Origin of the sequence: Haloechinothrix salitolerans, assembly GCF_042662605.1 — a bacterium.
In the GTDB taxonomy this organism is placed as follows: Bacteria; Actinomycetota; Actinomycetes; order Mycobacteriales; family Pseudonocardiaceae; genus Haloechinothrix_A; species Haloechinothrix_A salitolerans.
In genome coordinates this window covers 2,545,322-2,570,227 of record NZ_JBHSXX010000001.1, presented here as the reverse complement: position 1 = coordinate 2,570,227, position 24,906 = coordinate 2,545,322, and the positions used below count along the sequence as shown (strand labels likewise).

28 protein-coding genes are annotated in these 24,906 nt (G+C 68.5%); 13 read left to right on the top strand and 15 right to left on the bottom strand.

All coding sequences use genetic code 11. The annotated features are described in order from the left end of the window. Positions 1-105: 105 nt before the first annotated feature. The gene (locus ACFQGD_RS12120; RefSeq protein ID WP_345396262.1) at positions 106-489 is read left to right on the top strand and encodes a DUF5615 family PIN-like protein; all 384 of its coding nucleotides are present in this window, start codon (positions 106-108) and stop codon (positions 487-489) included. On the opposite strand, the gene ACFQGD_RS12115 is transcribed toward ACFQGD_RS12120, so the two are convergent. Beyond that, the gene (locus tag ACFQGD_RS12115) at positions 486-1,136 is read right to left on the bottom strand and encodes a YdcF family protein (protein ID WP_345396264.1); all 651 of its coding nucleotides are present in this window, start codon (positions 1,134-1,136) and stop codon (positions 486-488) included. The genes ACFQGD_RS12120 and ACFQGD_RS12115 overlap by 4 nt on opposite strands. Positions 1,137-1,190: 54 nt before the next feature. Next, positions 1,191-2,579: a glycine--tRNA ligase gene (locus ACFQGD_RS12110; RefSeq protein WP_345396266.1), complete on the bottom strand. Its 1,389-nt coding sequence runs from the start codon at positions 2,577-2,579 to the stop codon at positions 1,191-1,193. Between the two features lie 144 nt (positions 2,580-2,723). On the opposite strand from ACFQGD_RS12110, the gene ACFQGD_RS12105 reads away from it, so the two are divergent. From ACFQGD_RS12105 to ACFQGD_RS12095, 3 genes are all read left to right on the top strand, one after another. After that, complete coding sequence (locus ACFQGD_RS12105) at positions 2,724-3,107, top strand: ArsR/SmtB family transcription factor (RefSeq protein WP_345396269.1); 384 nt, start codon at positions 2,724-2,726, stop codon at positions 3,105-3,107. Further along, a complete protein-coding gene (locus tag ACFQGD_RS12100) occupies positions 3,104-3,532 on the top strand; it encodes a Fur family transcriptional regulator (protein WP_345396272.1) in 429 nt (142 codons plus the stop codon). The genes ACFQGD_RS12105 and ACFQGD_RS12100 overlap by 4 nt, the downstream gene beginning before the upstream one ends. Before the next feature lie 77 nt (positions 3,533-3,609). Continuing rightward, positions 3,610-4,209, top strand: coding sequence for a Uma2 family endonuclease (locus ACFQGD_RS12095; RefSeq protein WP_345396275.1), 600 nt, complete (start codon positions 3,610-3,612; stop codon positions 4,207-4,209). Positions 4,210-4,216: 7 nt separating this feature from the next. Here ACFQGD_RS12095 and ACFQGD_RS12090 read toward each other — a convergent pair whose 3' ends face one another. From ACFQGD_RS12090 to ACFQGD_RS12030, 13 genes are all read right to left on the bottom strand, one after another. Next, a complete protein-coding gene (locus ACFQGD_RS12090) occupies positions 4,217-4,645 on the bottom strand; it encodes a hypothetical protein (protein WP_345396578.1) in 429 nt (142 codons plus the stop codon). After that, positions 4,645-5,460 (bottom strand): isoprenyl transferase, encoded by an 816-nt coding sequence (locus ACFQGD_RS12085; protein WP_345396278.1) that lies wholly within the window; start codon positions 5,458-5,460, stop codon positions 4,645-4,647. The genes ACFQGD_RS12090 and ACFQGD_RS12085 overlap by 1 nt, the downstream gene beginning before the upstream one ends. 4 nt (positions 5,461-5,464) lie before the next feature. Beyond that, positions 5,465-6,253, bottom strand: coding sequence for a DNA repair protein RecO (recO, locus tag ACFQGD_RS12080; RefSeq protein WP_345396281.1), 789 nt, complete (start codon positions 6,251-6,253; stop codon positions 5,465-5,467). Positions 6,254-6,444: 191 nt separating this feature from the next. After that, positions 6,445-7,278, bottom strand: coding sequence for an oxygenase MpaB family protein (locus ACFQGD_RS12075; RefSeq protein ID WP_345396284.1), 834 nt, complete (start codon positions 7,276-7,278; stop codon positions 6,445-6,447). A 91-nt stretch (positions 7,279-7,369) separates the two neighbouring features. Beyond that, entirely contained in the window at positions 7,370-8,269 is a 900-nt protein-coding gene (era, locus tag ACFQGD_RS12070) for a GTPase Era (RefSeq protein ID WP_345396287.1), read from the bottom strand. Then, a complete protein-coding gene (locus tag ACFQGD_RS12065) occupies positions 8,266-8,607 on the bottom strand; it encodes a cytidine deaminase (protein ID WP_345396290.1) in 342 nt (113 codons plus the stop codon). Before ACFQGD_RS12065 ends, era begins: the two co-directional genes overlap by 4 nt. A gap of 20 nt (positions 8,608-8,627) precedes the next feature. Continuing rightward, positions 8,628-9,968, bottom strand: a complete 1,341-nt coding sequence (locus tag ACFQGD_RS12060) for a hemolysin family protein (protein WP_345396293.1) — start codon at positions 9,966-9,968, stop codon at positions 8,628-8,630. Between the two features lie 13 nt (positions 9,969-9,981). Next, a complete protein-coding gene (gene ybeY / locus ACFQGD_RS12055) occupies positions 9,982-10,530 on the bottom strand; it encodes an rRNA maturation RNase YbeY (protein WP_345396296.1) in 549 nt (182 codons plus the stop codon). Continuing rightward, on the bottom strand, positions 10,527-11,627 hold the full coding sequence (locus ACFQGD_RS12050; RefSeq protein ID WP_390183544.1) for a PhoH family protein: 1,101 nt from the start codon (positions 11,625-11,627) through the stop codon (positions 10,527-10,529). Before ACFQGD_RS12050 ends, ybeY begins: the two co-directional genes overlap by 4 nt. A gap of 226 nt (positions 11,628-11,853) precedes the next feature. Then, complete coding sequence (locus tag ACFQGD_RS12045) at positions 11,854-12,201, bottom strand: histidine triad nucleotide-binding protein (RefSeq protein WP_345396300.1); 348 nt, start codon at positions 12,199-12,201, stop codon at positions 11,854-11,856. 19 nt (positions 12,202-12,220) lie between these two features. Further along, entirely contained in the window at positions 12,221-12,406 is a 186-nt protein-coding gene (locus ACFQGD_RS12040) for a hypothetical protein (protein WP_390183547.1), read from the bottom strand. Positions 12,407-12,430: 24 nt separating this feature from the next. Further along, positions 12,431-14,248 carry an AMP-binding protein gene (locus tag ACFQGD_RS12035; protein WP_345396303.1) on the bottom strand — a complete coding sequence of 606 codons (1,818 nt, stop codon included), beginning with the start codon at positions 14,246-14,248 and terminating at the stop codon, positions 12,431-12,433. Further along, positions 14,241-14,984, bottom strand: a complete 744-nt coding sequence (locus ACFQGD_RS12030; protein WP_345396306.1) for an IclR family transcriptional regulator — start codon at positions 14,982-14,984, stop codon at positions 14,241-14,243. Before ACFQGD_RS12030 ends, ACFQGD_RS12035 begins: the two co-directional genes overlap by 8 nt. Positions 14,985-15,253: 269 nt before the next feature. Between ACFQGD_RS12030 and ACFQGD_RS12025 the strand changes: the two genes are divergently transcribed. From ACFQGD_RS12025 to ACFQGD_RS11985, 9 genes are all read left to right on the top strand, one after another. Continuing rightward, positions 15,254-16,132: an ABC transporter ATP-binding protein gene (locus ACFQGD_RS12025; RefSeq protein WP_345396309.1), complete on the top strand. Its 879-nt coding sequence runs from the start codon at positions 15,254-15,256 to the stop codon at positions 16,130-16,132. A 32-nt stretch (positions 16,133-16,164) separates the two neighbouring features. Further along, on the top strand, positions 16,165-18,162 hold the full coding sequence (locus ACFQGD_RS12020; RefSeq protein ID WP_345396312.1) for an AMP-binding protein: 1,998 nt from the start codon (positions 16,165-16,167) through the stop codon (positions 18,160-18,162). Then, on the top strand, positions 18,159-19,031 hold the full coding sequence (locus ACFQGD_RS12015; protein WP_345396314.1) for a branched-chain amino acid ABC transporter permease: 873 nt from the start codon (positions 18,159-18,161) through the stop codon (positions 19,029-19,031). The genes ACFQGD_RS12020 and ACFQGD_RS12015 overlap by 4 nt, the downstream gene beginning before the upstream one ends. 3 nt (positions 19,032-19,034) lie before the next feature. Further along, on the top strand, positions 19,035-20,087 hold the full coding sequence (locus ACFQGD_RS12010) for a branched-chain amino acid ABC transporter permease (RefSeq protein WP_345396316.1): 1,053 nt from the start codon (positions 19,035-19,037) through the stop codon (positions 20,085-20,087). A gap of 34 nt (positions 20,088-20,121) precedes the next feature. After that, positions 20,122-21,312 (top strand): ABC transporter substrate-binding protein, encoded by a 1,191-nt coding sequence (locus tag ACFQGD_RS12005; RefSeq protein ID WP_345396319.1) that lies wholly within the window; start codon positions 20,122-20,124, stop codon positions 21,310-21,312. Between the two features lie 62 nt (positions 21,313-21,374). Further along, positions 21,375-22,160 (top strand): ABC transporter ATP-binding protein, encoded by a 786-nt coding sequence (locus ACFQGD_RS12000; RefSeq protein ID WP_345396584.1) that lies wholly within the window; start codon positions 21,375-21,377, stop codon positions 22,158-22,160. Positions 22,161-22,170: 10 nt separating this feature from the next. Continuing rightward, positions 22,171-23,376, top strand: coding sequence for a phenylacetate--CoA ligase family protein (locus ACFQGD_RS11995; RefSeq protein ID WP_345396322.1), 1,206 nt, complete (start codon positions 22,171-22,173; stop codon positions 23,374-23,376). A gap of 2 nt (positions 23,377-23,378) precedes the next feature. Continuing rightward, complete coding sequence (locus ACFQGD_RS11990) at positions 23,379-24,170, top strand: sensor histidine kinase (RefSeq protein ID WP_345396325.1); 792 nt, start codon at positions 23,379-23,381, stop codon at positions 24,168-24,170. Then, positions 24,167-24,799: a response regulator transcription factor gene (locus ACFQGD_RS11985; RefSeq protein WP_345396328.1), complete on the top strand. Its 633-nt coding sequence runs from the start codon at positions 24,167-24,169 to the stop codon at positions 24,797-24,799. Before ACFQGD_RS11990 ends, ACFQGD_RS11985 begins: the two co-directional genes overlap by 4 nt. Positions 24,800-24,906: the final 107 nt, after the last annotated feature.

The window sequence follows — 24,906 nt, the reverse complement described above, 5'->3', positions numbered from 1 at the left end:
ATCCGCCCCATGTGGCAGATTCCGCCGTCGGCCAAGCTGCGATAACGTCCGGTAATCGATATCTGACTTGACATTTTCCTGGTTCCGTTAGGTTAAGGCGGCCGCATGAAGTTCATCCTCGACACTGATGTGTCACCCAAGCTATGCGCGTACCTGCAGGACGCGGATCACGACGCCGTGCACATCGACACGGTCCTCGCTGAGGGCGACTACCCCTCCCTGATCGCCGCGGCGGGCGAGCAAGGCCGCGTGGTGATCTCCCGAGATCCCCTACTCGACTTCAAGCGCCGCAACAGCCCGTACCCGGACCTTCCCCTGTTCATTCTGGAGGACGTCTCGGACGACCCGGATGTACTCGGCCCTTACCTGTGCGCCGCGCTGACGCCGAGCGCACAGTCGTTCATCGCCCAGGGCACGGTCACCTACTTGCAGCGCTCAAGCATCACGTTCACGGACGTCGTGCTGACGCCGACCAGCGACCGCCTCTAGCCAAGCCCGGTCGAGCCAGCATCCTCGGCCGAAGCGCGGGCGACCCGGTAGAACAGCAGTGCCTTGGTCTCGCGCCAGATGTAGCGCACCTGCGTCTCGCGGGTCATCACAGCCGGGCCGCTCCGAGTCGGCGACGTCCAGGCGTCCAGCCCCGCGTCCTTCGCCATCGTCCGCGCGCGCAACGAGTGCCACGGATCGCTGACCACGACCGCCGACTCCAACCCCCGTTCGCGAGCCTCGACGCCGACGGCCTCGATGCTGCCGAGGGTGTCCGACCCCTCGCCGATCGCGATCGTCGCCGACGCGGGCACGCCGTGATTCCGCAGCCACCGCGCCCCGGCCTCGGCCTCGGTGTACGCGTCGCCGTCCCGGCTGCCGCCGGTCGTCACGATGTACCGCGCGACGCCATCGTTGTAGAGGTCGCGCGCGTGCTCCAGCCGCCAGCGAAAGATGTCCGACGGTGTGCCGTTGTACTGCGCGGCACCCAGCACCACGATCAGATCCGCTGGCGAGCGATCATCAACACGCGCCACCTGCCAGATCCGGAACGCCGTACCCGTGACGAGCACCAAGCCCACCACGACGCCACCGACGACGGCGCGCAAAAACCAACGCCGGAAGCGGGGTCCCCTCGACTCAGCGATCACCACGCCATCTTCCCGCACCCTCCTCGGACGGCGTAGCTGGGTCGGCCGACCGGATCAGCAGCCGACGAGCCGCGCGGCGAGGTAGCTTTCCAGCTGGTCGATCGCGACGCGCTCCTGGTTCATCGTGTCCCGCTCCCGCACCGTCACGGCGTAGTCGTCCAGCGAGTCGAAGTCGATCGTGACGCAGAACGGCGTGCCGATCTCGTCGTGACGACGGTAGCGGCGACCGATCGCGCCGGAGTCGTCGAAGTCGACGTTCCAGTTCTTGCGCAGCGTGGTCGCGATGTCGCGGGCCTTCGGCGACAGGTCGGCGTTGCGCGACAGCGGCAGCACCGCCACCTTCACCGGCGCGAGCCTGCGGTCCAGCTTGAGCACGACGCGCTTGTCGACGCCGCCCTTGGCGTTGGGCGCCTCGTCCTCGGTGTAGGCGTCGAGCAGGAACGCCATCATCGGACGTCCCACACCCGCTGCCGGTTCGATCACGAACGGCCGGTACCGCTCCCCGGTCGACTGGTCGAAATAGGACAGATCAACACCGGAGTGGTTGGAGTGCGTGGTCAGGTCGAAGTCCGTGCGGTTGGCGATGCCCTCCAGCTCGCCCCACTCCTGGCCCGACGAGAACTGGAAACGGTACTCGATGTCGACGGTGCGCTTCGAGTAGTGCGACAGCTTTTCCTTCGGGTGCTCGTAGTGGCGCAGGTTGTCCTTTGCGATTCCGAGGTCGGTGTACCACTTGGTGCGCTCGTCGATCCAGTACTGGTGCCAGGACTCGTCCTCGCCCGGCTCGACGAAGAACTCCATCTCCATCTGCTCGAACTCGCGGGTGCGGAAGATGAAGTTGCCCGGCGTGATCTCGTTGCGGAACGACTTGCCGATCTGGCCGATGCCGAACGGCGGCTTCTTCCGCGACGACGTCAGCACGTTGGAGAAGTTGATGAAGATGCCCTGCGCGGTCTCCGGCCGCAGGTAGTGCAGCCCCTCTTCGGACTCGACCGGGCCGAGGTAGGTCTTGAGCAGGCCGTTGAACTCGCGCGGCTCGGTGTACTCGCCGCGCGTGCCGCAGTTCGGGCACGGCACGTCGCCGAGGTGGCCCTCGTCCGCCTCCTTGCCGGTGCGCTCGGCGTACTCCTCGGCGAGCTGGTCGGCACGCCAGCGGCGGTGACACGACAGGCACTCGATCAGCGGGTCGACGAACGCCTCGACGTGGCCGGACGCCACCCACACATCGCGCGGCAGGATCACCGACGAGTCCAGGCCGACGACGTCGTCGCGGCCTTGGATCATGTGCTTCCACCACTGCCGCTTGATGTTGTCCTTCAGCTCGACGCCGAGCGGTCCGTAGTCCCAAGCCGAGCGGGTACCGCCGTAGATCTCCCCGCACGGGAAGACGAAGCCACGTCGCTTGCACAGGCTGACAACGGTCTCGATTCTGTCGGTCGCCACGGAAGGACTCTCCGGATGTGTGAGTACTGGGGTTTCTGAATGCTCAAGCGTAGCCCGGGCGGGTGCGACCCGAGTGGGCGGCTCGCGCCCTCACTCACAGTAACGCCTCGCGGCGCGGTCGACGTCGGCGACTACCATGACACCATGGCGCCGGCCTTGGGAGACACCGCGAGCAACACGGAACCATCACACTCACCGGATCGGTCCGTGACGCCCGTCCCAGTGCCGCCGACGGGTACGCTCGCGGAGGCGGGCGAGCTGCTGCGGGCGCTGGCGGCCCCAGTGCGGATCGCGATCGTGCTGCAGCTGCGCTCGGGCGAGCGTTGCGTGCACGAGCTGGTCGAGGGCCTCGGCGTCGCGCAGCCGCTCATCAGCCAGCACCTGCGGGTGCTCAAGGCGGCGCGCGTGGTGCGAGGACAGCGGCGCGGCAGGGAAGTCGTCTACCGGCTCGCCGACGACCACCTCGCCCACATCGTCGCCGACGCCGTCGCGCACGTAGCCGAGATGGAGGAGGACCAACGTCCATGACAAGCGCCGGGTCACGCACGGAGACCAGCGCGCCGGTTCCCGGCCGCAGAGCGACGAAGCAACGCGCTGCCGTCGTCGAGCTGCTCAACGAGATCGACGACTTCCGCTCCGCCCAGGAGCTGCACGACGAGCTGCGCAAACGCGGCGACGCGATCGGCCTGACCACCGTGTACCGGACGTTGCAGTCACTGTCGGACGCCGGGGTGATCGACGTCCTGCGCACCGAGTCCGGCGAGGCGGTCTACCGGCGCTGCTCGGATCACCACCACCATCACCTGGTCTGCCGGGAGTGCGGCTACACCGTGGAGATCGAGGGGCCAGCCGTGGAGCGCTGGGCCGACAAGATCGCCACCAGCAACGGGTTCTCGAACATCAGCCACACCGTGGAGATCGTCGGGACGTGCTCGACCTGCGCGGCGGGTTGACGGACGAGTCCGGTGTCGTTGCCGGGCAGTGTCGGACCTCCGTGGGATACTGACCACTGAGTGAGGAGGTCGTAGCGATGACTGCCCTTCCCGAGCCGGAATGGGCTCACCTAGTGGGACAGGACCGGCTGATGACCGTCGACGAGTATGCCGCGCTGGGGGAAACCAAGTCCGGCTATACCGAGTTAATCGAAGGCCGGATCATGATGTCGCCGAGTCCCGCGCCGAAGCACAACATCGCCCTGGGTGAGCTGTTCATACAGCTCAGGGGGCAAGTGCCCGCACACCTGCGCGTCATCCAAGACGTCGACGTCGATCTCGAGTTGGTGGCGGCCGATCAACCCGGATTCTCCCGCCGGCCCGACCTCGTCGTCGTGGAAAGTGAGGCTGTCGAGCGGGTGGAACGCGAAGGCGGCATGCTTCGGGCAGCCGAGGTCGTCGTCGTGATCGAGGTCGTCTCCCCTGGCTCGCGCCGCATCGACTACAAGGACAAGCACGGCGAGTACGCCGACGCGGGCATCCCGCACTACTGGATCGTCGACCTGGACGAGCCAGCCTCGGTCGTTGCTTGCCACCTCGCCGGTGTCCTTGGCTACCAGGATGCTCCCGATGTCACCGGCGTGTTCGCGGTCCAGGAGCCGTTCCCGGTCGAGCTAGACCTTCGTCGACTGCGCTGACGGACGACTACTGCTGCTCGACGTCGGCCATACCGAGCAGGTCCGAACGCAGCTGCGACGCGGTGGAGACCACCAGCATCAGCAGCGTGCCCAGCGGCGTCTCCTCCAGCCCGTCGGCCGGGAAGGCGTAGCGCAGCGTGACGTCCAGCCCGGTCTCGGTGTGGACAACACCGAGGGTGCCGAACAGTCCCTGACCAGCGCGTTCGGCCGCCGACGCCGCCAGCGAGGGGTCGTCGGGCAGATCCCACGCGACGACGCAGGTCAGGCTCAGCACGGTCAGGCCCTCCGCGAGCCGCACCGCCTGCACGGCGCAGGGGACGTCGGAGTGCCGGAAGGTCAGCGCGCCGTCGTCGTCGACGTGCACCTCGATGTAGCGCTCCAACGCCTCCTTGGCGTTCGCCAGCAGCTCGGCGGTGTGGGTGGCCTCGGTACTCATCATTGACTCTCTTCCACGGCGTCACGGGCGGCCCCGAAGCGTCGATCGCGCTTGGCGTACTCCAGGCAGGCCTGCCAGAGATGGGTGCGGTCGAAGTCGGGGAACAGCGTGTCCTGGAAGACGAACTCGGCATACGCCGACTGCCACAGCAGGAAGTTCGACGTCCGCTGCTCACCGGACGGCCGCAGGAACAGGTCCACGTCCGGCATCTCCGGCTGGTACAGGTACTTCGCGATGGTGCGCTCGTTCACCTTCGCCGGGTTGATCTCGCCTGCCGCCGCGAGCTCCGCGATGCGGCGCGCGGCGTCACCGATCTCCGCACGACCACCGTAGTTCACGCACATGGTCATGTTCAGCTTCGTGTTGTGCTTGGTCTTCTCCTCGGCCGCCTGCAGCTCCTTGATGACGCTGCGCCACAGCTTGGGACGACGTCCCGCCCAGCGGATCCGCACCCCGATCGAGCCGAGGTAATCGACCTGGCGGCGAATGGTGTCGCGGTTGAAGCCCATCAGGAAGCGCACCTCCTCGGGGCTGCGCTTCCAGTTCTCGGTGGAGAACGCGTAAACCGACAGCCACTTCACGCCCAGCTCGACCGCGCCGCTAGCGACGTCGATCATGACGGCCTCGCCCCGCTTGTGACCCTCGATGCGCGGCAGTCCCCGCTGGTTGGCCCAGCGGCCGTTGCCGTCCATCACCAGGGCGACGTGACGCGGCAGGAACTCGGCGGGGATGTCCGGCGGTCGCGCACCGGACGGGTGGGGGTCCGGTGCGTTGATCGTGCCGGGCGTGCCCGGGTCGTGACGGCTACGCCGCACTGTTTCAGCCTCCGCTCGCTGCCTCACTCGCTGCTTCGGTGCCCAGGGTCCCCTGCCACACGCGCCGCTCAACCAGCGGAAGTGAGCGTAACTGACGCTCCAGATGCCACTGCAGGTGCGCGGCGACCAGGCCACTCGCATCGCGTCGAGTACCCTGCGCCGTCGCGTCCGCCGTGTCCCAGTCGCCGTGCAGCAGCGCCCCGAGCAGGCCGATCACCTCGGGGGCGGGGCTGACCGCGCCCGCGGGCTTGCACCGCGCGCACACCAGCCCGCCCGCCTGCACGCTGAACGCCGAGTGCGGGCCGGGAAGCCCGCAACGGGCGCACTCCGACACGGCGGGCGCCCACCCCGCGAACGCCATCGCGCGCAGCAGGAAGGCGTCCAGCACCAACGAGGAATCCCGCTGCCCGTCCGCGAGCGCCCGCAGCGCGCCGACGACCAACAGATACAGCCGCAGCGCCGGTTCGCCCTCCTCCGCGGCGAGCCGGTCGGCGGTCTCGGCGATCGCGCTGGCCGACGTGTAGCGCTGGTAGTCCGACACGATGCCGACCGCGAAGGCGTCCACGGTCGTGACCTGGGTGATGACGTCCAGCGTGCGGCCAGGGTAGAACTGCGCGTCGACGTGGCCGAACGGCTCCAGCCGCGCGCCGAACCGCGAGGTCGTGCGGCGCACGCCCTTGGCGACGGCACGTAGCTTGCCATGCTTGCGCGTCAGCAGCGTGATGATGCGATCAGCTTCACCGAGCTTGTGCACGCGCAGCACCACACCGGTGTCGCGATACAGATGGGCCACGCCCCGATCATCCCACTCCGTCGGGTGTCAGGGGCGCTGGCCACGCGGTGTGGACAACGGTGGCGAGTCGATCGGACCGCCGTGGTGTGGAGTGTGAGCAGTTGTGGTCGTCCTGGCGACCACAACTGCTCACACTCCACTCGGGAACGGCACGGCGAGGCTGTGCGGCACGTCGGGACAAGGCGACGTCGTCAGATGACGGGCTTGCCGGTGCGCAGGCGCCTGCGGGTGTCCCACCACACCAGGTTGAGCGGGAACTCCCGCAGCACCCGTGGCAGGAACCGGTTCACCAGCCGGATCGCGCGCAACAACGCGTCGAACCGGCGCTGCCTGCGCTCGTCCCAGCGCAGGCCCATCGCCTCACGGAACGGTGGGTGCAGAAATCCGGTGGTGATGAACTCGCCGAACCCACCCAGTAGCCAGGCCACCGGACGTCCGTAGAACCGCAGCCGCGCGATGCCGAGCAGGTACTCGCGGGTGGGCTCATCGACGTCGATCAGCTCGGTGCCCTTGGCCCAGTACTCCTCGAACGCCGCGAGGTCGGCGGGCCAGGCGTCCTCCCGCACCTGCAGCGTCGTGCCCAGGCGTTTGCCGTCCCTATACAGCGTCTCGGCGGTGGCTTCGTCGAGCTCGCCGACGAACGCGCGATAGGTGTCCTCGACGCCCCGGTAGAGACAGGCCGCCACCCAGAGTTGCAGCTCGGGGTCGAAGGCGTTGTAGGGCACTTCGGCGTCCGGCGCTGAGCGCACGTGCGCGTGGACGCCGTCGATCTGTTTGCGCAGCGCACGACGTTCCTCGTCGGTGCCGCGCATCGCGGTCATGAGGTAGGCCAGGGTGGTGCGGGTGCGCTTGATCGGGTGTTCCCAGATGTTGCCCGTGGCCACGGGGCTGTACATCACGCCGTGCCCCACCGGCTTGCGGGCGAGCTGCATGATCACGTTGGCGCCACCCGCGAGGAGCGACGCGCCGTGGATCTCGTCACCCAAGGCACTCCCCGCGCTGGTCTGTTGGGAACGGCGCACCACGGCTCACCACACCTTCGTCATTGTTGACTAACTGCCAACAACAATGGCAAGGCGCGGTGGCGCTGTCAACCTAGCGGCGAGGCGATGGACGTCAGAAGCCGAGGCGGCGGAGCTGCTTCGGGTCGCGCTGCCAGTCCTTGGCGATCTTGACGTGCAGGTCGAGGTAGATCTTCGTGCCCAGCAGGTTCTCGATCTGCTTGCGCGCCTGCGTGCCGACCTGCTTGAGCCGCTGCCCCTTGTGCCCGAGGACGATGCCCTTCTGGCTGGGCCGCTCCACGTAGAGGAACGCGTGGACGTCGAGCAGATCGTCGCGGCCTTCGCGCGGCAGCATCTCTTCGATCGTCACCGCGAGCGAATGCGGCAACTCGTCCCGCACGCCCTCCAGCGCCGCCTCGCGGATCAGCTCCGCGACCAGCGTCTGCTCCGGCTCGTCGGTCAGCTCCCCGCCCGGATACAGCTCCGGCCCCTCGGGTAGCCGCTTGACCAGCAAGTCGGCGAGGACGTCGAGCTGGAAGCCGTCCTTGGCCGATACCGGCACGATCTCGGCGAAGTCGAGCAGGTCCTGCATCGCCACGAGCTGCGCGGCGACCTGGTCGCGCGGCGCGAGGTCGGTCTTGGTGACAATGCCGATCACCGGCGTGCGTTTGGCGACCTTGCGCAGCTCACCGGCGATGTAGCGGTCACCGGGCCCGATCTTCTCGTCGGCCGGCACGCACAGCCCAACGACGTCGACCTCGGACCACGTCGCGTACACCAGGTCGTTGAGCCGCTGACCGAGCAACGTCCTCGGCCGATGCAGACCCGGCGTGTCCACGATGATGAGCTGCGAATCGGGGCGGTGCACGATGCCCCGGATGGCGTGCCGGGTGGTCTGCGGCTTGCTGGATGTGATCGCGACCTTGCTGCCGACCAGCGCGTTCGTCAGCGTCGACTTGCCCGCGTTGGGCCTGCCGACGAAGCACGCGAAGCCGGACCGATGCGGCTCGCTCACCCGATGACCTCGGTGACCGTGCCGCGCGCGTCGGCGACGTAGATCGGTGCCTTCTCGGCGAGGTCACGCACCGCGCGCACCGACGTCTGATCGACGTCGCCATCGGTGACGACGGCCGCCGCCTCGATCCCCTCCGCGCCGCTGGACACGGCGGCGGCGATCGCGGCCTGCAATGCCGTCAGGGACAACGACGGCAGCGAGACCGTGGCGGCGGCGTAGGTCCTGCCGTCGGTGTCGCGCACCGCGGCGCCCTCGGCGGCCTGCGTGCGGGCGCGGGACGACCGCGCCAGCGTCACGATCTTGGCATCCTCGTCGTCCAGCTGGATCTGCTCCGGCATCCGCAACGCTCCTACTCGTCTCACTCGCCACGGTCGATGTGGTCAGTGGGCTGCGACCCGTTCCCCGTGACACCGTTGGCCGCGAGGCTCACCTCGGGGGCTTCCGGACGCACCACCACGGTGCTGATCCGCATGCGGCCCCTGCGGTCCTTGCCGCCCTCCGCGTGCAGCCGCAGGCCAGAGACCTCGGCTTCCGCACCCGGCAACGGGACTCTACCCAGCCGCTGCGCGAGGAGCCCCACCACGGTCTCCACATCGTGTTCGCTGAAGTCGACGCCGTACAACTCGCCCAAGTCGTCCACGCCGAGCCGCGCCGAGACGCGCACCGCGTCCTCGTCGAGGTACTCCACCGGTGGCCGTTCCTCGAGGTCGGACTCGTCGGTGATCTCGCCCACGATCTCCTCGATGATGTCCTCGATGGTGAGCAGGCCAGCCGTGCCGCCGTACTCGTCGACAGCGATGGCGACGTGGTTGCGCGAGACCTGCATCGCCCGCAGCAGCGCGTCGAGGCGCTTCGAGTCGGGCACGAACGTGGCCGAATTCATCACCTCGGCGACCTGGCGCGCGTCACCGCCAGGCACCATGCTGGCGCTGACGAGGTCCTTGATGTTGACGATGCCGACGATGTCGTCGACGTTCTCCCCGATCACAGGCAGCCGGCTGAACCCGCTGCGCAGCGACAACGCCAGCGCCTGCCGCACGGTCTTGGTGCGCTCGATCCAGACGATCTCGGTGCGCGGCACCATCACCTCGCGGGCCACGGTGTCGCCCAGCTCGAACACCGAATGGATCATCTCGCGTTCGGAGTCCTCGACGACGCCACGTTCCTGCGCGAGGTCAACCAGCTCGCGGACCTCGACCTCGGTGGTGAACGGACCCTGCCGGAAGCCCTTCCCTGGGGTGATGGCGTTACCCAGCACGATCAGCAGCCTGCTCAGCGGGCCGAGCAGGAACCCGAGCACCCGCACCGGCCCCGCGACGGCCAGACCAACCCAGTACGGATGCTGCCTGCCGATGGTGCGGGGACCGACGCCGACCAGCACGTAGCTAACGACGAGCATCACGCCCGCCGAGGTGACCACGGCGAGCCACTCCGGGTCGATCCAGCGCAGCATCACCACGGTGAGCAGCACCGTCGCGGTGAGCTCGCAGCCGAGGCGCAGGAGCAACAACAGGTTGATGTGCCTGCTGCGCTCCTCGACGACGGCGGAGAGCTGACGCGAACCGGCGGTGCCCGAGCGAACCAGCCCGGCGACTCGGGCCCGGGAGACGGCGCTGATGGCGGCGTCCGCCGCCGCGAACAGTCCGCCCGCCAGCACGAGAGTCACCGCCAGTACCACGAGTACCGCGGAATTGGTCATGATGCCGCCGGGCTCAACTCTCAGCCGAGCCGCGAGGCTCGTCGAGGCCCACGATGCCTAGCAGCCGCTCGTCGGCGCTGCGCTGCGCGTTCCTGCGCCGCGCGTGGACGATGGCGTCGGCGTAGTCGTCAAGGATGCGTTGCTGCAACCCGAACATCTCGCGCTCCTCCTCCGGCTCGGCATGATCATAACCGAGCAGGTGCAGCACGCCGTGCACGGTGAGCAGGTGCAGTTCGTCCAGCAGCGCATGTCCCGCCTGTTTCGCCTGGTCCTTGGCGAACGCTGGGCACAGCACGATGTCACCGAGCAGCGCTGGCGACGGCTCAGGGGCGTCCGGCCTGCGGACGTTGTACTCGTCCATCGGGAACGCCATCACGTCCGTGGCTCCCGGCAGGTCCATCCAACGCTCGTGCAGCTCTTCCATCACATCGAGCGTGACGAGCACGATGGACAGCTCCGCGAGCGGACTGACCTCCATGCGGTCCAGCGCGAACCTGGCGACGTCGACGATCGTCTCGTCCTCGACATCGATCCCCGACTCGTTCGCGATCTCGATGCTCACCTAGTGCCTTTCTCACCGTCACGCTTGCGTTGATCACCGGGCTTGCGGTCTTTCCCGGACGACCGGCGCTCGCCGTCCGCCTCGGCGTCGCGCTCGGCCTGCCACTTCTCGTACGCGTCGACGATGTCCCCGACAAGGCGGTGCCGCACCACGTCGCTCGACCCCAGTGTCGAGAAGTGCACGTCGTCGACCTCTTCGAGGATCTCACGCACCACCCGGAGGCCACTGCGCTGGCCCCCAGGCAGATCGACCTGCGTGATGTCACCGGTGACGACGATCTTGGAGCCGAACCCGAGCCGGGTGAGGAACATCTTCATCTGTTCCGGCGTGGTGTTCTGCGCTTCATCCAGGATGATGAAGGCGTCATTCAGGGTCCGACCCCGCATGTAGCCCAATGGGGCGATCTCGATGGTCCCCGATTGGATGAGGCTCGGGATTGACTCCGGGTCGACCATGTCGTGCAGCGCGTCGTACAGCGGCCGCAGGTACGGGTCGATCTTCTCGTAGAGCGTGCCGGGCAGGAAACCGAGCCGCTCCCCCGCCTCGACGGCGGGCCTGGTCAGGATGATGCGGTTGACGTCCTTGGCCTGCAGCGACTGCACCGCCTTGGCCATGGCGAGATACGTCTTGCCGGTGCCAGCCGGACCGATGCCGAACACCACGGTGTGCTCGTCGATGGCGTCGACGTAACGCTTCTGGTTGAGCGTCTTCGGCCGGATCGTCCTGCCCCGCCGGGACAGGATGTTCATGCTCAGCACGTCGGCGGGCGACTCCGCACTGTCTCCCGCGAGCATGCCGACCGTGCGGCGGACAGCGTCCGCACCGATGTGCTGCCCCTTACCCGCGAGCGCGAGCAGCTCGGTGAACACCTGTTCCGCGAACGTGACGTCGGCCTGCGCGCCCGTCAGCGTGACCTCGTTGCCCCTGACATGGATATCGGCGTCGAGCTGTTTCTCCAGCGCGATGAGGTTCTCATCGGCTGAGCCGAGCAGTGTCAGCGCTGCCGCCGCTGGGATCGTGAACTGTGACTGCGCTGGTGCCGTTGTGGTCGTCGGGTCGGTGGGGAGCTTGCCGCTCGCCTGGGGGCTTCCTGCCACGTGTTGCGGGCCTGCTTTCTCGATGTGATCGCACTGATGGACACTGCCTTCGGTGCCCTCGATGCTAGCCGGTCTCACCGACATTCCGCAGCCGTGATTACCTGGCGTCAGCACGGACTGTGCCGAGCCACGTCGTCGACCGGCCGCTGGGCCTCTGGGGTGCGTCACGCCACGCGGGCGGCCGGTCCCTGGCCTCCCAGGGGGCGTCACGCCACCCGACGTGGCGTCAGCCCCTGGCCTCCGGACCGAGCGGGCCACCGCCGAGCACGTGCGCGTGGACGTGGAAGACGGTCTGGCCAGCGTCCTCGCCGGTGTTGAACACCACGCGGTAGCCCTTGTCGGCGACGCCCTCGAGCTCCGCGACCTTGGCGGCGGTGTTGAGGACGTCGGCGAGCAGACCGGCGTCCGCCTCGGCGAGCTCGGCGACGTTGCGGTACCGCGTCTTAGGCACGACGAGCACATGCGTCGACGCACGCGGATTGATGTCGCGGAAGGCCAGCGTCGTGTCCGTTTCGTACACGATGTCGGCCGGGATTTCCCGCGCGATGATCTGCTCGAACAAGGTCTCGCTCATGGGTATTTAGCGTATTGGGTCAGCGGTACCCGGCAAGCGAGGGGCTGGTGGCCGACCAGACGTCGGGTATGCCGGACACAGTGTCGTGAGTGCCGGACACAACGTCGTGAGTGCCGGACACAACGTCGTGAGTGCCGGACACAACGTCGTGAGTGCCGGACACAGCGTCGTGAGTGCAGGACACAGCGTCCGGAGTGCAGGACACGGCGTCGGGGACGGGGGACACGGGTTAGCGGGAGTCGACGGCGGGGGCGGCCGCGAGGATCTGCTGCCAGGTCAGGTGGAGGGGTTCCTCGCCGACACCGGCCGTGAGCAGGCCGAGGGTGCGGCGCAGCGCGTGCGCCGACAGCTCGTCACCGAAGCGGTCGACGAACACGAGGGCGCGGGGCCGGGCGAGTCCGCCCAGGACGTCCCGTACGGCGTCGAGCAGGTCGCGGGCGACGCACTCGTCGGCCGCGATGTCGGGGGCCAGCACGACGGCGGCGGCGAGCGAGCGTCCGAGCTGCGAGTCCGCGCGTTCCACCACCTCGGCGGACACCACGAACGGATGGTCCAGGAGCACCTGGCGCACCTCACCCAGCGACACCAGCTGCCCGGACACGCTGGCGACCTCGTCGAGTCTGCCGAGGAACTCCAGGGTGCCGTCCGGTTTGCGCCGCGCCACGTCGTAGGTGGAGTACGACCCCGCGCGGTGCCAGTGCCGCTTGGCGACGTCTTCAGCGCCGGTGCCTTCCATGTCGCGCAGCATGCCCGCCCAGGGCAGCCGCATCAGCAGTTCGCCACTGGCGCCGTCGGGGAGTTCGGTGCCGTCGGCGTCGACGATCGCGAATCCCGGGTCGGGCAGCGCGTCGACGTCGATCGGCCGGTCCACGCTGACGACCCCGCCGAGCTGCACCTGTCCCCAGCCGTCGGCGACGGTGATCTCGCCGCGACCGACGTCGTCGGCGAGCCACGCGGTCAGCGGCGGGTCGACCGGCTCGGCGATCATCACCACCCGGCGCAGACTCGCGACGACGTCCGGCTCCGGTGGGCGACGGGACCAGCCGCGCAGCAGCCGGATCACCGTCGGCGTCGTCAGCAGCGTCGTGACGCCGTAGCGGCGCACGATGTCCCAGGTGCGGTGGCGCGTCGGGACGTCGAGGGTGCCCTCGAACATCACCGCGCTGGTGCCCGCCAGCAGTGGCCCGTAGACGCCGTGGGCTTGCGCGCCGACCCATGAGACGTCGCCCGCGCACCAGAAGACGTCGCCGTCGGCCAGCGCGGCGCGGTGGATCGCCAGCGCCGACGCCGCGAGCGTCGCGGAGCCGTGCAGCACGGAGACCGGTCTGCTGCGGCGGTTGGCGAGGTGGCAGGCGAGCGCGGGGTGCTCGGCGTCGACCGACACGGGATCGGTGTCCGGGGCGGTGGCACCCGGCCGCGTGCCCGCGACGAGGTCGTGCAGCCAGCGGTCACCCTCGTACCAGGCGACGTTGACGCCGGTGCGCCGCACGACGACGGTGTGCTCGACGCCGCCGACCGCGCCAAGTGCCTCGTCCGCGCGAGCCTTGAGCGGCAGGATCGTGCCGTGCCGCCACGCGCCGTCCTGGGTGAACAGCACGCGCGGGCCGAAGTCCTCCAGCCGCTCCGCGAGCGCTTCCGCGGGCAAGGGCGTCGGCAGCACGGCGTGCACCGCGCCGATGCGCGCGCAGGCCAGCATCGCCACCACGATCTCCGGCAGCCACCCCATGTGCAGCGCGACGCGGTCGCCGACGCCGATGCCGAGCGTGCGCAGGGCACCAGCGAGCGCGACGACCTCGTCGTGCAGTTGCTTGTAGGTCAGGGTGCGGCGATCGCCAGGCTCGCCCTCCCAGCTGATCGCGACCTGCTCGCCGCGCTCCGGCAGGTGCCGGTCGACGCAGTTGACGGCGAGGTTGAACATGCCGTCCGCGAACCAGCGTCCGTAGCGGCCGTCGTCGGAGTACAACGTCGTCCACGGCTGGTCCCAGTCGAGCTCATCCGCGACGGCCGCCCACGGTTCGAGCCCTTCGGGTACGACACGGTCAGGCATGGCTCAACGTCCTTCCCGCCGCGCGTCCCGCGCGCGCGAGATGCGCGGCGATCTCCGCGATCTGCGACTCGGACGCTACAGGTGGCGGGGTCGCGGCGAGCGCGGCGATGGCGCGCCCGCTGCCGTCGAGAACGGGGACGGCGATCTCGGGAGGCTCATCCGAGTCGCCGCCCTCGGTGAGGAGGTGGGCGGCTTCCCGCCAGGTCGCGCGCTCGTTCTCGGCGCGTTTGCTGTCGTCGGGGGTGGCGGCGTCGAGGCACTGCTGCCACGCGTCGTCGGTCGCGCGAGCGGCGAGCAGCCTGCCAGCGGCGGTCTCGAACGCCGGGTGCACGCGATGGGTGTCGCGGTAGAGCCCGCCGTCGGCGCCGTCGACACGGTCCACGTAGACGACGTGCCCCCTGACCAGCACCGCGACGTGCACGGTGTGCCCGATGGCGTCGCGCAGTGGCACCAGGTACGGCGCGAGCGCGCCGAGAATCGGCAACCGGGCGAGGTAGCGCTGCGCCAGCCGGGCGACCTCGGGGCCGAGGCCGTAGCGCGAGGAGTTCGGATCCTGCTCGACCAGGTCGGCGAGCACGAGCGAACGCAGAAGCCGGTGCACGGTGGGCACCGAGAGGCCAGAGCGATCCGCGAGGTCGGTGAGCTGCTGGTAGGCGGGGCCTTCCGATAACAACCCGAGCAGGAGTACCGCGTTGCGGACCGTGCCGAGCGTGCCCCTGGCGTCCGGCTCACTCACGCCGCCCAACCCTTTCCTTGTGCCGCATGGCCCGCACTCTACACGGAGATGCGTGTCGGTATAAGAGACACACTTACACATAGTGGAATCGCTTGCTGAGAGGGTGAGGTGGCGCGCCGTGAAGGGCCTCTTACTGGCGTCAGGCGCCATGAAGATGCCCTTCACGGCACACCCACACCGGAGCGCACCTCCAAAATTAGGTATTGCCTTTCAAATAGTGAAAACGTAGGGTCTGCGTCACATCCCCCAACGACGGAGGTGCGCCACTCGTGATCTCGCGGGCCTACCAGCATCCCCTCAACAGCAGCAGGGTGCCGCCGGGCGAGACTCTGCTTGACGTCTCCGGTATCACGCTGCGCTTCGGTGGCATCACCGCGCTGGACGACGTCTCTTTCCGCGTCACGCAGGGGCACGTGCACGCGGTCATCGGCCCCAACGGCGCGGGTAAGTCCAGCCTGCTGAACTGTCTCAGCGGGCTGTACCGGCCGCAGCAGGGCAGCGCGACACTGCACACCCGCGCCGGCGGCGCCGAAGGCAACGGCTCCCCCGAGGCCGCTCCCACCACCACGCACGACCTGGTGCGCATGAAGCCGCACCGAATCGCCGCGCTCGGCGTCGCACGGTCGTTCCAGAACATCGAGTTGTTCCGGCATCTGACGGTGCTGGACAACCTGATGCTTGGACGTCACGTCCGGATGCGGCATCGGCTCCTGCCGTCGCTGGCCTGGTACGGCCCGGCGCGGCGGCAGGAGATCGAGCATCGCGAGCTGGTCGAGGAAGTCATCGACCTGCTGCAGATCCAGGCCGTGCGCCACACCCCGGTCGGCGCGTTGGCCTACGGCTACCAGAAGCGCGTCGAGCTGGGCCGCGCGTTGTGCCTGCAGCCCGCGTTGCTGCTGCTCGACGAGCCGATGGCGGGCATGAACGCCGAGGAGAAGGAGGACATGGCCCGCTACATCCTCGACGTCCACGAGCTGGCAGGCGTGACCGTGATGCTCATCGAGCACGACATGAACGTCGTCATGGACATCTCCAACCGGGTCAGCGTGCTCGACTTCGGCGCGCTCATCGCTGACGGCACCCCGGCCGAGGTCAGCAGCCACCCGGATGTCATCAAGGCGTACCTGGGTGAGGAGCTGAGCGCATGAGGATTGCTCGCAGATCCGAATCATCGGCTCCGATGCCCACTACGGCCCATCCCCCGGCGTCGCAGGCGGTTGCCGGTGCCCGCACCCCCGACACCTTCCCGCTGCTGCTGCGCCAGCTCGCCGCGACGCGCCCCGACGACGTCGCGTTGCAGGAGAAGCGCTACGGCATCTGGCAACCGATCACGTGGCGCGACTACGCCGCCAGGGTCGCCGACTTCGCCCACGGCCTGGCCGAGCTGGGCGTCGAGCGCGGGCAGGTGGTCGCTGTCATCGGTGACAACCGTCCAGAGTGGCTGATCGCCGAGCTGGCGGCGCAGTCCATCGGCGCGGCGGTGGTCGGTATCTACCCGAGCAGCATCGGTGAGGAGGTCGTGCACGTGCTCGACCTCGCGCGGGTGCGGGTGGTCGTCGCCGAGGACCAGGAGCAGGTCGACAAGATCATCCGGCTCAAGGACCGGCTGCCGAACGTCGAGACCGTCGTCTACTACGACCCGCACGGTCTCGAGCAGTACGACGAGCCGTATCTGCGGGAGTTCACCGACGTCGAGACGTCCGGCCGCGCGTGGGGCGAGTCGCACCCCGGTCGCCTGGACTCCTGGGTCGAGGCGACCACGGCGGAGGACATCGCGATCATCTGCACGACGTCGGGCACGACGTCGTTGCCGAAGCTGGCGGAGCTCTCGCACGCGAACCTGCTCACCATGGCCGGTCACCTCACCGAGGTGGACCCGCTGCACAGCACCGACCGGTACGTGAGCTTCCTGCCGTTCGCCTGGATCGGCGAGCAGATGCTGGCGGTGGCGTGCGGGCTTTCGCACGGCCTGACGTTGAGCTTCCCCGAGGACTCCTCCACCCAGCGCGCCGACCTGCGCGAGATCGGCCCGGACGTGATGTTCAGCCCGCCGCGCATCTGGGAGTCGATGCTGTCCGACGTCCAGGTGCGCATCGACGAGGCGGGCGCGCTCAAACGCAAGGTCTTCGGCTGGGGCTACAACGTGGGCGACGCCGTGGCGGAGCGGCGGGTTCGCGGGAAACGACCGAACCCCTGGCAGCGGATCGCGCATCGGATCGCGGACGCCGTGGCGTTGCGTCCGGTGCGTGACCAGCTGGGGTTGGCGCGGCTCAAGCGCGCTTACACCGGCGGCGCGCCGCTCGGGCCGGACGTCTTCCGGTTCTTCCACGCCATCGGCGTCAACCTCAAGCAGATCTACGGTCAGACCGAGATCTGTGGCATCGCCGTGGTGCACCGGGACGACGACGTCCGGTTCAACACCGTCGGCCAGCCGATCCCGGAGACCGAGCTGCGCATCGCGGACGACGGCGAGATCCTGCTGCGATCGTCGTCGGTGTTCCGGGGCTACCACCGGAACAGCGAAGAGACCGCGGGCACGGTCGACGCCGACGGCTGGCTGCACACCGGCGACGCGGGCTACCTCGACGAGGGTCACCTCGTGGTGATCGACCGCGCCAAAGACGTCCGACGCACCGCGGACGGGCAGCTGTTCTCGTCGGCGTTCGTGGAGAACAAACTCAAGTTCAGCCCGTACGTCGAGGAAGCGGTGGTGTTCGGTGGCGAAGCCGACGACGACGTCACCGCGATGATCATCATCGATCCCGCGACGACCGGCGCCTGGGCCGAGCTGCAGCACATCACCTACACCACCTATACCGACCTGGCGTCGAAGCCCGAGGTGTATCGGCTGATCGCCGAGGACGTGGTGCGCGCCAACGCCGACCTGCCGGAGCGCGTCGGCGTGCGGCGATTCGTGTTGCTGCACAAGCAACTCGACCCCGACGACGACGAGATCACCCGTACCCGCAAGGTGCGCAGGGGCGTGATCGCCGAACGCTACGCCGACATCATCGACGCGCTCGCCCGCGGCGACGAGGAAGTCACGCTCTCTAGCACCGTGACCTACCAGGACGGCACCACCGTCGAGCGCAAGACGCCGTTGCGCATCTTCGATCTGTCCACCTTCGCGCTGCCCGAGGGGCACCGGCGCAGGCCTGTCTGGAGTGGCCGCACATGACCGAGTTCTTCCAGCTGACCCTGTTTGGGCTGTCCAACGGCGCGATCCTGGCGCTCGCCGCGCTCGGTTTCGTGCTGATCTACAAGGCAACCAGCGTGATCAACTTCGCGCAGGGCCACTTTCTGCTGATCGGGGCGTACGTCTTCTACGCCGCGATGCTGGTGTTCGGGTTCCACTGGAGCCTGGCGATCCTCATTGGCGTCGCCGTGGCGATCGCGCTCGGTGTGCTGGTGGAGCGGTTCATCCTGCGGCCCATGATCGGCGAGGACGCCATCGCGGTGATCATGGTGACGATCGGGTTGTCGTCCGTGCTGGGTGGCGGCGTGCAGTTCTTCTTCGGGACGTCGCCGAAGCAGACGCCGCAGTTCCTGCCGTCGGGCTCGCTGGACATCGCGGGCGCGACCATCCCCTACAGCCGCCTCGCGGCGATCGCGATCGCAGCCGTGGTGCTGACCGCGTTCACGCTGTTCTTCACCCGCTCCCGGCACGGCATCGCGATGCGTGCCGTCGCCGACGACCAGCAGGCGTCGCTGACCATCGGCATCAGCGTGCGCAGGGTGTTCGCGCTGGCGTGGGCGCTGGCGGCGGTCACGGCCGTGATCGGCGGCATCCTGCTCGCCGACCTCACCGGGGTGTCGGCCAACCTCGCCGGGTTCGGCCTGGTGGTGTTCCCCGTGGTGATCCTCGGCGGACTCGACTCGGTACCGGGAACCATCGTCGGCGGCGTGATCATCGGCCTGCTCGTGCAGTACTCCGCCGGTTACATCGGCAACGGGTTCGAACAGGTCGTTCCGTTCATCGTTCTCATCGCGATCCTGATGGTCCGCCCGTACGGACTGTTCGGTCAGACACGAATCGAGAGGGTCTAGGTCATGCCAGCGACCGCTACCGGGGTCTTCCATCGCAGCTACGCCAGCGAGCTGCGGCTGCGCCACACCCGCGCCGAGAAGGCGCGGCTGGTGCTGGTGGCGCTGCTCGTGCTGACGCTGCCGTTCCTGGTCTCGCCGTACTGGTTGACCATCGTGAACCAGATCGGCATCGCCATCGTCGGCGCGATCGGGCTCAACATACTCGTCGGCTACACCGGCCAGATCAGCCTCGGCCAGGGTGGTTTCCTCGCCGTCGGCGCCTACAGTTCGGCGATCCTGCACCTGCGCGGCGACCTGCCGGTGCCGGTCTCGATCGCGCTGGCGGTGCTGACGACCGCGGTGATCGGCGCGTTGTTCGGCATCCCCGCGCTGCGGCTGAAGGGGCTGTACCTGGCGATCGCGACGCTGGCATCGCAGGAGATCATCCTGTTCACCGTCCGCACCTGGGACGCCGTCACCGGCGGCACCGACGCGATCTCGTTGCCACGCCTGGAGATGGCCGGGTTCGTGTTCCGCAAGGACTTCCACTGGTACTGGATCATCGCGGGCTTCGCGGTGCTGGCGGTGATCACCGGGCGCAACCTGTTCCGCACCGGGCTCGGCCGGTCGTTCATGGCGGTCCGCGACCAGGACATCGCGGCATCGGCGATGGGCATCGACGTCACCAAGACCAAGGTGCTGGCGTTCGCGATCTCGTCGGCCTATGCAGGGTTGGCTGGCGCGCTCACCGCCCACTACACCGGGATCGTCACCTGGGAACGGTTCACTTTGGACGTCTCGGTGCTGTATCTGGCGATCATCATCGTCGGTGGGCTCGGCTCCATCGCGGGCAGCGTCTACGGCGCCGTCTTCATGATCACCCTGCCCGCGCTGATCACCCGGTTCGGCCAAGACCTCCAGAGCGCGTGGTCGGAGGCGGCGGCGAAGGTGCCCGCCGTGCAGGTGATCGTGTTCGGTCTGGTGATCGTGCTGTTCCTGATCTTCGAACCACGCGGGCTCAACCGCATCTGGCAACGCATGAAGGACTACATCCGGTTCTGGCCGTTCCGGTACTGACCGGTCGGCAGGTCCCCAAAGGAGGATTGACGAAGTGAAACACAGGATGCGCACCACCCTCGCCCTCGCGGCAGCGGCGGGCCTCACCCTGACCGCCTGCGGCGGCCCCGACGCGGGCACCGGTGGCGAGGACGGTGGTCCGATCGCCATCGGCGTGCTCTCGGACCTCTCCGGCGCGACGGCGGACGTCGGCACCCCCTACAGCGAGGGAATCCGCGGCTACGTCGACTGGCTCAACGCCAACGGCGGCATCGACGGCCGCGACCTTGAGCTGAAGCTCAACGACTACGCCTACGACGTCGCCCGCGCGGAACAGCTGTACTCGCAGTACGTCAACGAGGACGTCGTCGCCATCCAGGGCTGGGGCACCGCCGACACCGAGGCGCTGCGGCAGAAGGTCGCCCAGGACGAGCTGCCGTTCATGTCGGCGTCCTACGCGGAGACGCTGGTCGACCCCGAGGAGACGCCGTACAACTTCGTCGTCGCCACCACCTACTCGGACCAGATGCGCGTCGCGCTGGACTGGATCTCCGAGGACGCCGGTGGCGAGTCCGAGGTGGCGGTGTTCCACCACGACAGCCCGTTCGGCGAGTCTCCCGTCGCCGACGGCAAGAAGCACATCGACGAGAAGGACCTCGACCTCGGGTACAAGTCGTACGCGATGCCGTCCGGCGCGACCGACTACGTCGCGCAGCTGGGCAGGGCGAAGTCGCAGGGCGCGGAGTACGTCGTGATCCAGAACGTCTCCAGCCCCGCGGCCGTCGTCGCGAAGAACATCGCGCAGCAGAACCTCGACATGAAGATCGTGTGCTTGAACTGGTGCTCGGACGAGCTGTTCATCAAGCTCGCCGGTGACGCCGCGGACGGGCACGTGATGGTGCAGCCGTTCGCGCCGCCGAACAGCGGCGCCAGCGGCCTGGAGGACGCCGCACAGCACCTGGAGAGCGAGGGCGGCAGCCTTGAGCAGAAGGGCCTGCACTACACGCAGGGCTGGTACACGATGCACGTCATGGCCGAGGGCATCCGGCACCTCGTCGAGAACGGCACCGAGGTGACGGGCCCGAACCTGAAGCAGGCGCTCGAGGAGATGGGCCCGGTCGACACCGGCGGCGTGACGCAGCCGGTCGAGTTCAGCGCCGAGAGCCACAAGGGTGTCGACGGCACCGGCATCTACGAGGTCTCCGACGGCGAGATGACCGAGCTGGCGGCGGAAGCGACGCCATGACCAGCTCCACAGTGGACACGCAGCGAGCGGCCGGTGATCCGGGCGCAGTGCCCGGCCGCTCGCTGCTGGCCATCAACAACATCGAGGTCATCTACGACGAGGTGATCCTGGTGCTGCGGGGCCTTTCGCTCGAGGTTCCCACCGGCTCGATCGTGGCGTTGCTCGGCTCCAACGGGGCGGGCAAGTCGACCACGCTCAAGGCGGCGTCCGGGCTGCTGCCCACCGAGCACGGCGAGATCACCGACGGCTCGATCACCTTCGACGGCGCCGACATCACCCACATCGACGCGGCGGAGCGGGTCAAGCGCGGCATCTCGCTGTGTATGGAAGGCAGGCACGTCTTCGAGCACCTCACGGTGCAGGAGAACCTGATCGCGGGCGCTTACACCAAGGGACGACCGTCGAAATCCGACCTCGAGCTGGTCTACGAGTACTTCCCTCGGCTGCGCGACCTGCGTTCCCGCACCGCGGGGTTCCTCTCCGGTGGCGAGCAGCAGATGCTGGCGATCGGCCGCGCGCTGATGGCCAAGCCGACGCTGCTGATGCTCGACGAACCGTCGCTCGGCCTGGCACCGCTGCTGGTGCAGGAGATCTTCGGCTACATCGAGCGCCTCAACGCCGAGCTGGGCACCACCGTGTTCGTGGTGGAGCAGAACGCGTCTCGGGCACTGGCCATCGCCCACCACGGCTACATCATGGAGCAGGGCAGGATCGTGCTCGAGGGGTCGGCGACCGAGCTGCGGGACAACCCGGACGTCAAGGAGTTCTACCTCGGTCTCGGCGAGGAGGGCTCCCGCAAGAGCTATCGCGATGTCAAGCACTACAAGCGCAGAAAGCGCTGGCTGTAGCGAGGGGAACATGTCGACAGGCAGCTCACAAAGCAGCACGATCACGCGGTCCGACAGGGTGGCGCGTGTCGTCACCGACGCCGCGCGGCGAGTGCCCGCGTTCGCGGCGCGACTGGCGGAGGCGGACGTCGACCCCGGCACGATCACGGGCGTCGACGACCTGGCCGCGATTCCGGTGCAGACCAAGGACGACGTCTTGGCGCGGCAACACGCCGAGCCGCCGTTCGGTGGTCTGCTCGCCCCCGACGCCGACGTCGCGCGGGTGTTCCAGTCACCGGGGCCGATCTACGAGCCACAGCTGCCGGGACCAGACCCGTGGCGGTGGCGACCCGCGCTGCGCGCGTGCGGCGTGGACGCGTCCGACGTGCTGCTGAACTGCTTCAGCTACCACCTCTCCCCCGCCGGCGCGATGTTCGACGAGGCGGCGAAGGCGCTGGGGTGCACGGTCCTGCCTGGCGGCGTCGGCAACCTCGACCTGCAGGCGCGGGCGGTCAGCGACCTCAGCGTCACCGCCTACGCCGGGCTGCCCAGCTACCTGCGTTCGCTGATCGAGCGTTACTCGGACGCCAAGCTGGACAAGCAGGAATGGCAGCTGCGCGCGGCCCTTGTCACCGGCGAGCCGCTCCCGGACGACCTTCGGGCGTCGCTGACCGAGTGGGTGCCGACGGTGCTGATGGCCTACGGCACAGCCGAAACCGGCCTGCTCGGCTACGAGACCGCGCCCGGCGAGGGGCTCGTGGTGCCAGACGACGTCGTCGTGCAAATCTGCGACCTCGACACCGGAGCACCGATCGACGAGGGCGAGGGCCAGATCGTGGTCACCGCGCTGCGACCGGAGTATCCGTTGGTGCGGTTCGGCACCGGCGACCTGTCGGCGTGGCACTACGACGACAACGGCGAACGCCGGCTCGCGGGCATCCTCGGCAGGGTCGGGGCCGCGGTGAAGGTCCGCGGCATGTTCCTGCATCCCCGGCAGGTGGAAGCCACCATGCGCGGGGTGAGCGGTGTGGCGGCGTACCAGTTCGTCGTCAACCGTGACGCACATCGCGACGAACTACGCTGTGATGTGGTTCCCGAACCCGGCGCGCCCGCCGAACAGGTGGTCGCCGCCGTGCGAGACCAAGTCCGATCGGGCCTGCGGTTGACCACCGACGTCCGAATCGCGACCACCATCGACGACGAGGCGACGCTAGTTGACCTGCGCACGTGGGAGTGATCGTGACCACCACCGACGACGTTCGGACGCTATGCCCCACTGATCGTCATACATCCGCGTCGAATGCCCGCCAGCCGCGCGAAGGCACCCGGCGCGGGACACCCCGGCCACGGCGACCGCTGCTCACCACGACGATGGCCGAGCAGCGGCACGCCAGGCTCCGGGCCGCTCAGGAACGGCAGCGCATCGCGAGCGCGCTGCACGACGACGTCGGACAGACACTGTTCGCGTTGACGGTGGCAGCGCGCCGCGCGGCCGCGCTGACCGCGGCCGGTGACGCCGACCCTGACGTCACCGCGCTGATCGGTGATATCCAGCGACTCGCCACCGAGGCCAGCACGAAGCTCAGGGAAACGCTGTCGGATCTGACCCCGCGTGAGCCGATCGACCGGCTTCCGGTCGCCGCGCAACGTGACGTCGACGACTTCAGTGCCCGCAGCGGTGTGAGCGCGCACTTGCTGTTGCTCCACGCGCCCGTGCCGGTGGAGCCCGAGATCGAACGTGCGGTGCTGGCGTGTCTGCGCCAGGCCCTGTTCAACATCGAGCGCCACGCGTGCGCGTCGTTCGTGGTGGCGACACTGGAGTACGGCGGGCGGCACCTGTCGTTGGTCGTGCAGGACGACGGCGTCGGGCTCCCCGACGGCTTCACCGCGGCCGCCGTACCCGACGACGGGCGGTCCTGGGGCTGCGCGTCGATGTTGCGTCAGGTCGAACAGCTTGGCGGCACCCTGAGCCTCACGTCGAGGGAGGAAGGCGGTGTCCGGCTGCACGTCCGGCTGCCGCGTGAACGGTGACGATCCACCGTATCGTCGTCGTCGACGACCACCCGGTCGTGCTGCTCGGCGTGCGGCAGCTCATCGACGCCGAATCCGACATGACGGTCATCGGCGAGGCGCAAGACGCCGCGTCCGGCATCCGCATGGTCGGCGAGCTACAGCCCGACGCCGTCGTGCTGGACCTGCGTCTCGGCGACAACGCCAGCCCGGACGTGTGCCGCGAGATGACGACCACCGCACCACGAACCCGCATCCTGCTGCACACCGCCTACGAGCAGGTCGAACCACTCCGCGCGTGCCTGCGCTCCGGGGCGGCGGGCGTCGTGTTCAAGGACGAGTCGCTGCTGGTGACGGCGCTGCGCACGGTGCTGGCGGGCGAGGAGTACGTCGACCCGCGCGCACTCGACCAGTCGCGAGACCCCATCGGAGTGCCGGACAGCGACGAGCTCGTCGAACGGCTCACGCCGCGCGAGTACGACGTGTTGTGCGGGTTCGCGGTAGGCAAGTCCACCCGCGAGGTCGCCAACAGCCTCAACCTGACCGAGAACACGGTCCGCAGCTACACGAAGTCGCTGCTGACGAAGCTGGGGGCGAACAGCAGGCTGCAGGCGCTGGCCATCGCGAAACGCCTGCGCCTGCTGCCCTGATTTATACCCCATATGGGGTAGTCTGACGCGGCCGTTCGGCCCAATTCATACCCCCATATTGGGGTAACGCAAGTCACGTCAAGCCCCTAGGCTGCTGCGCGAAAGAT